The sequence below is a fragment of the Acaryochloris thomasi RCC1774 genome, assembly GCF_003231495.1.
Taxonomy (GTDB): domain Bacteria; phylum Cyanobacteriota; class Cyanobacteriia; order Thermosynechococcales; family Thermosynechococcaceae; genus RCC1774.
In genome coordinates this window covers 44,940-56,930 of record NZ_PQWO01000023.1, presented here as the reverse complement: position 1 = coordinate 56,930, position 11,991 = coordinate 44,940, and the positions used below count along the sequence as shown (strand labels likewise).

The following is an 11,991-nucleotide window of genomic DNA, read 5'->3' as shown; positions in this document are numbered from 1 at the left end:
TTATGCCGTGGGATTTTCGCAAAGGTATTCGAGCAAAGGTACAGCCGAAGCCAACCCTATCTGTTCCCAAAACTGCTACTCCTTCGCGGTCAGGATGCGATCGCTCTTATCCAGATGTTTGCATTCCCTCAGCTCCGCCTGATCTAGATTGTGGGGATATCAGCTACCGTCGGTTCCGGGTGGTAGGGGCTGACCCCCATCGGTTTGATGGGAATCGGGATGGAGTTGGTTGTGAGAGGTAGTAATGATTATGGGCACTATTTAGCTGATGGCTCGGGTAAAAATATGCGCTCTCTTAAGTTGACAACAGGCCAAAAAATTACTTCTGCTAGTTCTCTTGTAATCTCTTTCCTTGCCATAGCTACCGTCAGTGCATTGGCTCATTCTGGCCGAACCAATGCAAGTGGATGCCACAATAATAGTAAGACAGGGAGTTATCACTGCCACAATTCAGGTACTCCCACTGCACCAAGCTCTCCCAGCAGTCCACGACGATCGACGCCGACTTCCTCGCCCAGTCGAACCACAGCCCCTCGTGTAAGTGAACCGTATCCCAAGTCGGCTAAATTAATCCAAAGCGAAAGTGCATGTATTAATGCTGAATCCGTCAATGTACGCCGCCTGCCGAGCCTTGACTCAAGTGTTGTTCAGACTCTGGATAAGAACCAGTGCATCTTCGCACTGACACAAGAGTTCTCAGTGACAAGTAATTCGTACCGCTGGAGAAAAGTACGGCTGTCTGACGGACGCGAAGGGTATACCGTCACCCAGTTTCTCAATTTACTGTAATTGGGCTTTCATAACGATTCTTTCTGAGTGCGTTTAGATTTGGACTTTGACCGAGCAGCGGCAGCTTGGGACGCTTCCACCCACTGCACGAGCTGTTCTAGATTATCAAAGACCTCACTTGGCAAACGATAGTAAGACATCTGGATGGGTTTGCCTTTTCCGTAGTAGGTGAAAGGTTCTGAGACTGCTTCAATGTAGTCCTCTCGGTTCTGATCATCAACCTTGAAATAGAGGACATCATCGGCAATCAGGGCGATCATCACTCCCTCTACAAATAAGCCATAACCGCCAAACATGAACCGTGCCGTTACCGGCGCAACCTGATTGAGATGGGCAACCGCTTGATCAACAAACGGAGAACGACTGGACATATTCAATCCTCAAAATCAAATTACAGATCTTGTTTACCGCACCACCGGCACATCTTCCCATCTTGTCGTAAACGCCTGCGTCATCCTCTCGCGCTTCATCGCCCACTGTTTGCTGCAGCCCTCGCTAGCGAAAAAGACCGCCCGCCGTCCGTAAATCCGATTGAGCTGATCGATCGCACTCATTAGCGCGATCGCCTTCTCACTATCCCTTTCCTGAAAGAGATGGCCCTGCATTGCATTAGCCTGGGAGATATCCAGCAGCATCACCCCCGCCTTCGCATACCGTCGCCCTTTCCGATAGATTCTCCGTAGTGCTTGCCCTGCTGCATTAATCAGCTTACGAGTGTCAGCCGTGGGTATCGGGAACCTAGCTAATGCAGACTGCGAGTAGTACTCCTCATCGGGATTATGCCTGCCGGTGCGAATAGAAACCTGTATCGCACTGCAGGCCGAGCCTTGCGATCGCAACTTCTCCCCTGCCTTGGTCGCGTGCATGGCCACAGACTGCAGCAGCGGCTCCAGCTCCTCTACTCGCTGCCCGAAGGATCTTGAAGAGATGATTTGCTTCTTGGGCTGAATGTCCTCTAGTCCGATGCACGGAACACCCCGCAGCTCTAGAATTAGGCGCTGCATCACTACGCTGTATTGCCTTCGCATAGAGTCAGGATCGGCATCTCGTAAGTCTTTAGCAGTGTGGATGCCAGTGGCCTGGAGCTTCTTCGACAAGCGCCGTCCTATGCCCCAAATATCCTGCACCTCAATGGAAGCAAGGACATCATCGAGAGAGTCTGCGCTGCCTAGATTGAAGACCTGTCCCGGAATCTTCCGCTGCTTACAAATGCGGTTGGCGATTTTAGCCAGCACTTTTGTAGGTGCGATACCAATACTGACGGGGATGCCGGTATGTCTGTAGGTTGTTGCCGCAATCTCGCGGGCATAGGCATCGAGCGAGAGATGGCAAAATCCAGAGAGATCAAGCCATGCCTCGTCAATCGAATAGACCTCTACGTCGGGGGTGAATTGCCCTAGAACCTCCATTACCCGTGCTGACATATTCCCGTAAAGCGTGTAATTGCTGGAGACAATCACCGCATTGATATCCTCTAGCTGAGCACGAACTTTGAAATAAGGGGCACCCATAGGAATACCAGCGTCTTTAACTTCATTAGATCGACTCACAAGACAGCCATCATTGTTACTCAAACAAGCCAGGGGCCTACGTTTCCAGGCCGGATTGAATACGCGCTCTGCTGAAATGTAAAAGTTGTTGGCGTCCACCAAAGCTATCTGCTGCAAGGGTTTAGACCGTTTTCCTGAAAACACCCCTGACGACCCCCCAGATCTCTAGCTCAGACTCTCGATGGATCCGAATTGGCTGGTACTGGCTATTCTCTGGTCGCAGCTCCAACACTCTGCCTTGCTTGTATAGGCGCTTGACCGTCAGCTCTCCTCCCAGCTCTGCGATAACGATAGAACCATGCGTCGCTTCGACTGCCCGATCGACAACCAGATAGTCCCGGTCGAAGATGCCTGCCTCCACCATCGAATCGCCCGAAACTCGCATGAAGAACGTCGCTGAAGGATGTGCGATCGCAAGTTTGTTGAGGTCGAGATTACACTCAATGTATTGGTCTGCTGGCGAAGGGAATCCAGCCGGTACAAGGGAACCGAGGAGCGGTCGCTCTAGCTCAGAAAGCTCTTTCAGCTCGTGGATAGATTGAACTTGCATACTAAGTGTTCATTGACCGAAAACCTCACTGGCAAACAAGTAGACATACAAAGCTTGCCCACGCAAAAGCTCAAAAATAGATGAACTCGAAGGGTGCTGGTATCTATGTACTGCTCAGAGTACCATAGGTATTCTGAGGATTCCAGTGGTATTGCTTCTTATTGCACCTTTAGTCTCCTGTTGAGGCTAGCTTGGATTGTTTATTGATACCCTGGGAGACTTAACGAGAGCAGAACTATATTGCTTTGAGATGCGATGGTCTCCGATCTGCCTCCCTCTCAGGGAGAAGCTTGCCCTTAAATTTTTTCAAGCGCCTTCTAAGCGATTAAAGCAACAAAGTCCTTCAGCTCTATTCAGTGAAGCTACGGAGTAGAGCACTTCAAACAAGATCTACAGTTCAGTAGTTTCTCTATTTCGGCTGTATAGGTAGTCGCAGTATACGTAAGTTGTGGTTACTAAAAACGCTAACCGGAAAAGAGAATGAAGCTTTTTAAGATCAATCAACTACTTGCCACAGCAGCTATTATCATTTTATCTGCTGCACCTGGGAAGGCTGAACCTCCTAAGTACGGACAAGCTTGCATCACGGGTGAAGATGTCAATGCACGTTGGGCCTTGAAACACGAGAACCCTGCAACATTTATGCAGGGACGCACCTTCGATAGAGCTGATTTACATAAAGCAGTGACATCGTTAGGTGAGTATCAACCGCTAGATCGACCCGTTGAGTATGTTTTTAGTAGAAATGAAGGGGTAGAGATTGTCACTCATCCACTGAACGGTATCAAACGCGGTGGTATCGCTTGGACAATGGTTTCGTATCCAATCCTAAACAGCAGTTCGTATGACGTTGCTTGGGTTGCTAGTAAGTTTCTTCGCAAACCTGACTATGTGAACGTAGAAGAATTGACTGGGCCTGGAGCGATAGGCACTCATACCGCCATTACATGCAGAAACGTAACTACTCACCGCTCATGGTTTTAGGTAAGGCGCGATTGCGATCGCAGTGACGGTGGTAATGCCGTCACTGCAATAGATTCTTATTATTGATTCCGACAATACTGCGCTACTTCTGAATCTTTGTTATCGATCTACACTGCTTATCAATAATAAGAAGGGTGAATCACCACCATTTGGCACTATTCGGGCTGTGACCGTAGGAAGTGCGATCACATCTATCAGATCTCTTGCCTGTTCCTAGACCGATTCTCCTCGAATAACGCATACTCTTCCCGCCGCTCCTGCAATTGTCCGGGCGTTAGCTCTTTCTCCTGCCGTGCTTTGATTCTGTCAAGCAGAAGCTGGTTCAGCTCAATCTGTTCTTGAGTGGTAGAACCAAAGTGTTTCATTGAGGCTAGAAACTCATCGGAAGCTTTAATATTCATCGCTTTTCTCTCCAAGTGTCTGCGGCCATAATTTCCACTGCTGCCCTTCCTGCGATCTCCATTCATCTTCTGAATACTAAGCTGATCGCCTCTCCACCCAATAGTAGAGTGCAACGATCGCAACCATCCCTGCCAGACAACCCCAGGCAGCAAGTGGCATCGGCGGTAGATACCAAGTCTCTGGTACTGCGATCGCATCCCTGGCTTCTTGAGTATAGAGATCCATCAGAGGCTTTCCAAGAGCATCTGAAATTGATTCTGTTCCTCATCACTCAAGAGAAATTCAGGATCGACTTTCCAGTCACCGTAGGCAGCTCGCCTGCCTTCAATAGTTACAGATTCGATGTAGTCGAATGTGCCTGGATCATCTATTAACAAACTGATCTTGTAATCATCAATCGTAAAATCAAATAGATCGCCAGATATGCAGCTCAAGAAAAAAGTATCAAATACTGCCTGGGCGTTCTTCTCTCCAGATATCATTTTTCTCAGGACTTCTGCAACCTCTCTCGGGCCAACCTGACAGTGAGAATGTTGCAGATCTGTATCAGAGTAAAGCGTAGGATCATTGAAATCAGGTCGTTCACTACTAAATTTTTGACTCTTTTGCCATTGAGTTGGTAGTAACGATTTTAGTATTGATTTCATTTGCACGGCTCCTTACAACGGCAACAACAACTGCATCCCCTTCGGCCTTCTGGCATTTTCCGGCAATGGCTCAGGCACCTCTGCCTTCTCCGCGCAATAGCGCTGATAGCTACAGCGATCGCACTGTTCTCCTTCTTGCGGTCTCCATTCATTTTCCTTCTGCAAGCTGACGGCTAGTTTCTCGATCAGCCTTTTTGACTCTTTCCTATGTTCAGGTGTCACCTGATAGGTAACCTTCCTTCCGGTCCGCAGATAAATCAGGCTGAGCTTCTTCAATGCTTGCTGATAAGTTTGCTTGAGCAGTAAATCATAGAGACCCAACTGAATATCAACCGCCTCAGGAGTATCATGAACTCGTAATACCCCACCCGATAAGATCCCTTAATCGCCCTCTCCACCCCCTAACCCTGCGGGTATAGACGGAGCACTGCGAAGAAACTTGGTAGAGCCAGGATCTTTTCCGCTTATTCAGCTTTTTTTAGGGGATAAGCAATTGGGACAGTAAATGTCACTCTGGAAACGCTGGATTTTGATTCTTCAGGAGGATCCTTACAATTCCCTCCGCCATTCAAAACATTGATTCCAAGAGTTTTTACTCCATCCCTATCTCCTGCACTGATCGCAACATCAAAGGTGACAGGAAAAACACTAGTACCATTTTCATCTGTATAGAGAGTTGGTGTAACAACATTGATACCTCCAGAAGATTTTGGGTTGATTCTGATCTGCTCGGTTCTGCGAGATTTTTGTGCCTCTTCAATTCCTTCTGTTATCTGAATAAGTGTTTCAGAAATAAACTGCTTTAAATTCATGAATCAACCTTCTTGATAGATACAACGTTGCCCAATATATTCTAAAACTCGACTATGGTTAGACGACAAGCTGCCGTATAACATTTCATTTTCACTCAATATTTGGCAATCCCTTCGATTCCAAGCAACAATTTCTCACTTATCTGTTTACTGTTCTGCCAGTAGTCTCAACTGCCCCAATCTCTCCCGCCGTTGCATCATATTGAACTTGACCATTTGCGATCGTGGTTCAAATGGCAGACGCGGCAGAGTGCCTTGAGATTACTTCTTCTGTTGTTCTCTGGATCCTGATCAAGATGTGCGCCGTCAAGGGTATACCGCTGGCGGTGCAGCAGTACCTCCACTGCAGGATACTGTGAGCGTTGGATGTAGTCCATCAGGCTCTCGCCAGTCCGACGACAGACTTTACCGCAATTCTCGCACTGCCATCCCGCCTCCTCTTTGATCGACGTTGCGATCGCTTTCCAATCAGCGGGATATCGGTGGCGTTCTAGGGACATGGGTTGAGCTGGTGCTTTTTTAAGTTGCACAGCTAGCACCCTAAAGTTTTACATACGCTATCCCCCGACAACAGCAGCCCGTCCAGCGTTTCCTGCAGCCATGCTCTCGACTCTTCCGGCTGGGGTAAGTCAAAGGTTGTCGCTCGGGGAACTGGGGTGAGCGAGGGTAGGGCTTGGGGTCGCGGTGGTTTAGGGAGACGTGGAAAATCTACGCTAAAAAACAATTATTTCAAAGTACACATAAATCATATTGTGTAATATTCAAATTACACAATATGATTTATCGTTAAATTAGTATAACCCCCTTGGTGAGGGCCTTGGAAGTATGCCAGTCAAAATTCTTGGGTCATGAATTGCTTTGATGGAGTTAATGAATGGATTTAAGCCTGACTAATAAGCCTTCTGAGCTGCCCCTTGCGTTTTCTTTGTTTATATCGACTCTCAGCTTCTTCCTGAACTTTTTTCATGAGTTTTGGATTATCTTTGCAAACGATGTAGAACCCTTCTAGTAAGGTTTCAAGTGTCAAAGGGCTATCTCTACACATTGTGAACAACTCTTCATCAATAGAGGTCTCTAATCTAATGTTCCTTCTGTTTCCAACTTCAGGTAACGTTTTTAATTCCTCTTCCCATGACAAAGTTCGAGTGATCTGATTTTCTTCAGTCGCATTAGGTATTGCACTTGTATTGGATGCAGACTCATGATCTTGTGCAGTAAAAGAGGTATCTCGTGAAACCTTTGGACGGCCTCTCTTCCGACTACCCTTCATTCCGTCTAAGATTTTATTCCCACTCACCGTTTAATACTCCTAATTACGTCTGAAATTACTTCAAAGGGATATTCCAAATCTGGATAACCAAGCTGCTTGAGGGTGGTTTTGCCGCTAATTGCTTGTTTGTACCTCTCTGATTCCCGTATCGTGGGAAATACTGGTGCATCACCATCAAGTTCTTCTTCCATTGCCGAGATACACAGCTGAGACTCATTAGTCCTGTTGTTACCCACCCATCGATCACGAAAAGGAATAACTCCTAAAATCTGAGCAGAAGAAACTTCAATGTCATTCAACTCATCTACTGCACACAATGTTCTCACCATTGAACCAAAACCCTTAACGCTTGATTCACAAGGCATAAGGATATAGTCAGAAGCACCAATGATCGTTTTACAGATCTGAGATCGTTGAGGCGGGGAATCCATGATGCAAATATCATGGCTTTTCAAAGGTTTGAGCCTTTTTCGTAGCATTACTGCACCAGCACCTGAGCTACTTAGCCAATCCTGAACTTGGTCTAATGCATCATCTGCTGGGATCAAGGATAGGTTGGATATTTCCGTTTCATAAACTGCATCCTCAATGTCTACTGTGCCTTTTATGGCTTCGAGAAGTGTTGGTTCATCAGACTCAACAGAATGACCCAAGAAAGTAGTTGCATTTGCTTGTGGATCTGAATCAATGAGCAAGACGTTAGAGCCTTGCTCCGCCAGATATTTTGCCAGCAAAACCGCTACGGTTGTCTTGCCTTGGCCACCACTCAATGACATAGAAGCAATATTAAGCATTTAACTATTGATTAATTGGTGTCATTGCTTTATATCACAAATACAACAAAAAAAAATAATGCAATTGTAAAAATACAATATATATGCTTTGTAAAAATATTATATTACACATTAACATATTCACGTCATAGTCATATTGTGTATAAAGCAAATTACACAATATGACTATGACGTGAATATGTAAAGGTTTATTTGTGTAAATATTTATCTATTTCTAGAATAGATTTAGTCTTATGATGCTGATGCCTGGGTTTTTATGTAATGTTGTTTGAATGATTGCCCAAAAGTCAGAGTAGCTGGATCCGCTAGCTCCCCTCCCACTCTACACTGCAAGTCGCTGAACCCTTGGGCTACTCAAACAAAAATTGGTCAAACTTCTTAGAGTCCAGCTCTGTGTACCTAACCGTATGCTGAATGTTGCGATGCCCCAGCCAGTCTTGAATCTTTCTGAGGTCATACCCCTTGTTTACAAGGTAGTACCCACAGCTATGTCTCAGCATGTGCGGATGCACCTTGATTTCGATCTCTGCTAAATCTACACAGCGCTTCAGCAGCATGGTGACAGCGTGGGGCGATAGGTGCTCAGCTCTCTCTGCCGGAAATAGAAACCGACTCTCTGGATATTCGGATCGCAAATCCACTAACAACTCAATCTCATCCTCCTGCAGTGGATGAGTCGATGGCTTGGATCCCTTCAGCCGCCTCACATAGATTTGCTGGGTGGGAATCATGACGGCTTCCCATTGCAATTGGATCGCTTCCGATACTCTCAGGCCATGCCGGAACATCATCAAAAATAGTGCTTTATCTCGGATCGGGTGCCGTCCTCGTAGCTCTGCAGCATCAATGAGCCGATCCATTTCATCGGGTGTCAGATGCTCCCTGGAGCGATAGTGCTTATTCTGCTTGCGAATGAATTTGGATCCGGTCAAAATCGGCTCAGCTTGTAACTGTTAATAAAATGGTCGTATTTTTAACAGTTTAAGGTGTTTAGGGTACATCGGAACAGAAAACAACACTAAGGCTGCAATGCCCTGACAGTAAGGGATGCAGGCGCTATTTTTAAGGTTTTCTAGAGTGCTAAAAACCTTAAAACATATGCCTAGAGAGGGTTTTAAGGTTTTTACATTTTTATATTCACGTTCAATATCGCTAAAAGCATTGCTACTATTGAGTTACAGGCATATTCTTGTCGCTTGTCGGGGAGGCAGAGGGAATCATCCAAGGAGGGTATTTTGGCGCAGGAGCATACGGGTTCCTACCATTTATGACATTAACAGCGGCTTTAAAAACACTATTAATAAGTATGCTTTATGCTAACTAGGATTCAGTATTTTTCGTCAAAATGTCGATCTATATATTGAAATAGTTGCAACATATAGATCGACCTAAAGAGCTTCATCATCAATGCCTAATAAGCTTCAGTACTGCACTTCAGAAGCTCTCTCTGAGACATTAGAGCTATGACTGAGTAGCAAAAAACATAATAGTGTAATGCTTGATAATAAAGGGTTTTAGCTTTCAAATCTGCGTTATGGCTTTGTATCTGATCACGTTGGCTTGATTTACTTTGAAGATCTGAGAGTACTGTTTGCAAATCAGTATCTTTAAGCCACAAGCATGGGTAGATACGACATTCTTACCGAAGAGTAGGGGGTACAAAGTAGACTTTAAAAAGTTGCTTTTAGTAGAGCGTTTCGCTTCAAGTGATGAATAGAACATCAATAAATCTGTATTAATGGCTAGTATTCCAGAGTAGTTAAGATACTCTGGACCAGCAGACTATGAGTTAAAGCAAAACAAGGACCAAACTCAAACACAATGCCTGAAAACCCTACCTTAAAAGGATTACAGGCCAATTACAGCCTAAAGCAAAAAATACAAAACCTTCTATTGCATAACCAGCAAAGGTTTCAGCGATTCGCACCTTCAAAAAAACACCAAAATTAGCGCTTGTAACCCATGCTGTCAGGGCGTTACAGGCTTAGCGTTGTTTCCTGTACCGATTCACCATAAACCCCTTTAACAACGAATTTACTGGCTTGTGGGGGTATGGCCCCCTGAAGACCCCTCGATTAAGCAAACCTTATCGATAGCAAGCGGCTGAAGCCCTTTAAAGTCGTCAGCATTCCCGCCACTGATAAGATTGGCTGATATCACCCCCGTTTTCCCGAGTCCTACCGCCGATGACCGATGATGCCACCTCTGGTCAAGAGCGTTTTCCGCAGAAGAGCGATCTCATCTCTCTAGGGTAAGCAGGCTATGCCCAACTGATAACCGCTGTCCACCGTGCACTTTCCTGAGTGAGAGGTTGCAATACAGCATGTGATAGCAATATTTGTAAAAAGTTAGTCTATTCGCATTGAGGGAATACTGAATATAATGCTGCCGTTTCATGTTTTTGGACGGCAATTATTTTAGGTTAATAGAACCAATGCCTTTACATAAATTGAATATAGCAGGGAAAAATGTACGTTTACATGGATGTTTGCGATCTCCCGATTTTCGAACGTCTAGGGTTCTTTGCTCTGACCCTTGGGATTTTGTTGCCCTTTGGCTCAAGCGTGCTCATCAAGATGAGGCTTTGTTCTATTGGGAACAGGCCAAGCATTTTTATAATGCTTCCCTTGCGTTGCCAGAGGTGTCAGCTCCACTTACATCGTACTACTGCTTCCTAAACGCAACCAAAGCGCTACTATCTTCTAAGAACTGCATAATTATTGAAAGTCATGGTGTTGGAGGACGAGCTATCGAAGGAAATAAATCACTTAGTAATGAGGTTGTAGACTTTCAAGGAAGTGGAATTTTACCTGCTATGTGCAAGTACTTAGCAGAACCTGATAATGCGGGAAAGAGTTTTACTCTGAAACAAATTTTGTGGCAAATGCCATTTATTCATCGAGCTTATTGCTTGTCTTACAAGGGTACGACCGAACTATTTATTCCACTTACAGAAAACTGCTTTATGAGAAAGGACGGTTCTTATGAGGCTTGGTTTCAAGCACAGGTTCATCCGCGTTATTTAAATGCCCATACGAAACGTATCATAGAACCCGGCTTTGAATTATTTAATCAGCATGGGCATACTCTGATTCGTAGAAAGCGGCGATTTAAATGGTCTGGCAGAGCTATTGAAGATAGCATTTCTAAGTTTATAAGCTATCATAAGCAAATCAGGCGTCGCATCATTCCAATATTTTCTAATGAAAATCGTTGGTATCTAAAAAAGTCAGTTGCGAATCACGATGATCTTTCTAACTCGCAGTTGGTGTTGATCTTTGCTGCAATGCATCGTTTGAGTGAATTAAGCCGCTATGATCCAATTGCCTTGGCGGCTCACTTCAATGTCAACCATAACTGGCTTTTAATGGAATTTATCAGATCTGCCGCAGGTCAATTTGTTTACGGAATTGCTTCTGAAATTACTGGCCTAGAGTTTATACGGCCAGATTCTTTCTGATTTTGAGTGATCTATTTCTCTAATTTATTAGTGGAAAAAGTACCACGAACTTTTCGCTTGTAGCTATGATGACAGTATGGGCAGGAATAACTTTCTAGTTCTTTCCCAACAGGATAAGACATTGGATGTACTACTAGCTTAAATTCCTTCTGGCATCCTTCACAAGTCTCAATGCTCATGGTATTTCAGATCTATTTAACTACAATTAGGGGATGCTATATTGTGCCCATTGTAGAGAGAGTAGCTTACACACTCTACGATAGTAATAATTCATAAAATTGTCCGGTAAGTAGTGATATTAGTTTTTGGGCCTTTTTCCATCTAGCAAAATGCTCCACAGCTATAGCAACTCCATGACCCCCTACGCCAACCACCGAATTCCGCAGCAGTGCGATCGCATGACACCAGAACAGCAGCGGGTGATACTTGATCGGGGCTATGCCGACATACGTCTAATTTTTCTCACAGGATCGCCGAAAGTGTTATCTAGTAGTCTTTTTAAGACTTCAAACTTTGAGATTCAGGCAACTTGTATTCTTGCCTACAGTAGGGGTATAACCGATGTTTGAGGGAGGTAATGAGTTCATCACAACTCTGACAGCGATTTTGTAATTGCTCACGATTATGTCGTAGATGTCCTTGATGTTCCGCAGCCACTGGAGTTAGCGATCCCGCTTCCCATCCAAATTGTGGAGACTTTGATTTTATGACTTGCAACCAGTTCATCATGCTG

The 11,991-nt window shown here is 45.0% G+C and carries 15 protein-coding genes and 2 pseudogenes; 5 read left to right on the top strand and 12 right to left on the bottom strand.

Annotation, left to right across the window (positions count from 1 at the left end; translation table 11 throughout):
* Together C1752_RS29455 and C1752_RS30420 are read left to right on the top strand one after the other, a co-directional pair.
* Nucleotides 1-242, top strand: a pseudogene (locus C1752_RS29455) (thermonuclease family protein); the annotation flags it as partial.
* Nucleotides 208-414, top strand: a pseudogene (locus C1752_RS30420) (hypothetical protein); the annotation flags it as partial. The pseudogenes C1752_RS29455 and C1752_RS30420, both read left to right, overlap by 35 nt.
* Before the next feature lie 383 nt (nt 415-797).
* Here C1752_RS30420 and C1752_RS23465 read toward each other — a convergent pair.
* Genes C1752_RS23465 through C1752_RS23455 form a run of 3 tightly spaced genes read right to left on the bottom strand, consistent with a single transcriptional unit; the run spans nt 798 to nt 2,889 of the window.
* Complete coding sequence (locus C1752_RS23465) at nt 798-1,160, bottom strand: TfoX/Sxy family protein (protein WP_110988483.1); 363 nt, start codon at nt 1,158-1,160, stop codon at nt 798-800.
* 33 nt (nt 1,161-1,193) lie between these two features.
* Nucleotides 1,194-2,456 (bottom strand): Y-family DNA polymerase, encoded by a 1,263-nt coding sequence (locus C1752_RS23460; RefSeq protein ID WP_158535171.1) that lies wholly within the window; start codon nt 2,454-2,456, stop codon nt 1,194-1,196.
* A 4-nt stretch (nt 2,457-2,460) separates the two neighbouring features.
* A complete protein-coding gene (locus C1752_RS23455) occupies nt 2,461-2,889 on the bottom strand; it encodes a LexA family protein (protein ID WP_110988481.1) in 429 nt (142 codons plus the stop codon).
* 480 nt (nt 2,890-3,369) lie between these two features.
* On the opposite strand from C1752_RS23455, the gene C1752_RS23450 reads away from it, so the two are divergent.
* Nucleotides 3,370-3,873 (top strand): hypothetical protein, encoded by a 504-nt coding sequence (locus tag C1752_RS23450; RefSeq protein WP_110988480.1) that lies wholly within the window; start codon nt 3,370-3,372, stop codon nt 3,871-3,873.
* Between the two features lie 194 nt (nt 3,874-4,067).
* Here the strand turns inward: C1752_RS23450 and C1752_RS23445 are convergent, their stop codons facing one another.
* The 9 genes from C1752_RS23445 to C1752_RS23410 form a co-directional block, all read right to left on the bottom strand.
* Nucleotides 4,068-4,274 carry a hypothetical protein gene (locus C1752_RS23445; RefSeq protein WP_146242415.1) on the bottom strand — a complete coding sequence of 69 codons (207 nt, stop codon included), beginning with the start codon at nt 4,272-4,274 and terminating at the stop codon, nt 4,068-4,070.
* Between the two features lie 76 nt (nt 4,275-4,350).
* Entirely contained in the window at nt 4,351-4,500 is a 150-nt protein-coding gene (locus tag C1752_RS28585; RefSeq protein ID WP_158535170.1) for a hypothetical protein, read from the bottom strand.
* Complete coding sequence (locus tag C1752_RS23440; RefSeq protein WP_110988478.1) at nt 4,500-4,922, bottom strand: DUF7693 family protein; 423 nt, start codon at nt 4,920-4,922, stop codon at nt 4,500-4,502. Before C1752_RS23440 ends, C1752_RS28585 begins: the two co-directional genes overlap by 1 nt.
* 12 nt (nt 4,923-4,934) lie before the next feature.
* Nucleotides 4,935-5,300, bottom strand: a complete 366-nt coding sequence (locus tag C1752_RS23435; protein ID WP_110988477.1) for a PD-(D/E)XK nuclease family protein — start codon at nt 5,298-5,300, stop codon at nt 4,935-4,937.
* A gap of 86 nt (nt 5,301-5,386) precedes the next feature.
* Entirely contained in the window at nt 5,387-5,734 is a 348-nt protein-coding gene (locus C1752_RS23430; protein WP_110988476.1) for a hypothetical protein, read from the bottom strand.
* A gap of 197 nt (nt 5,735-5,931) precedes the next feature.
* Nucleotides 5,932-6,264 carry an HNH endonuclease gene (locus C1752_RS23425; protein ID WP_233501845.1) on the bottom strand — a complete coding sequence of 111 codons (333 nt, stop codon included), beginning with the start codon at nt 6,262-6,264 and terminating at the stop codon, nt 5,932-5,934.
* A gap of 350 nt (nt 6,265-6,614) precedes the next feature.
* Nucleotides 6,615-7,031, bottom strand: coding sequence for a carboxysome distribution maintenance protein McdB (locus C1752_RS23420; protein ID WP_110988475.1), 417 nt, complete (start codon nt 7,029-7,031; stop codon nt 6,615-6,617).
* Nucleotides 7,028-7,798 (bottom strand): carboxysome distribution maintenance ATPase McdA, encoded by a 771-nt coding sequence (locus C1752_RS23415; protein ID WP_110988474.1) that lies wholly within the window; start codon nt 7,796-7,798, stop codon nt 7,028-7,030. The genes C1752_RS23420 and C1752_RS23415 overlap by 4 nt, the downstream gene beginning before the upstream one ends.
* A 350-nt stretch (nt 7,799-8,148) precedes the next feature.
* Nucleotides 8,149-8,730 carry a tyrosine-type recombinase/integrase gene (locus tag C1752_RS23410; protein WP_233501843.1) on the bottom strand — a complete coding sequence of 194 codons (582 nt, stop codon included), beginning with the start codon at nt 8,728-8,730 and terminating at the stop codon, nt 8,149-8,151.
* 1,502 nt (nt 8,731-10,232) lie between these two features.
* On the opposite strand from C1752_RS23410, the gene C1752_RS23405 reads away from it, so the two are divergent.
* Both C1752_RS23405 and C1752_RS28135 read left to right on the top strand, forming a co-directional pair.
* Nucleotides 10,233-11,258, top strand: a complete 1,026-nt coding sequence (locus C1752_RS23405) for a YaaC family protein (RefSeq protein WP_110988486.1) — start codon at nt 10,233-10,235, stop codon at nt 11,256-11,258.
* 353 nt (nt 11,259-11,611) lie between these two features.
* A complete protein-coding gene (locus C1752_RS28135; protein ID WP_146242414.1) occupies nt 11,612-11,827 on the top strand; it encodes a hypothetical protein in 216 nt (71 codons plus the stop codon).
* Nucleotides 11,828-11,991: the final 164 nt, after the last annotated feature.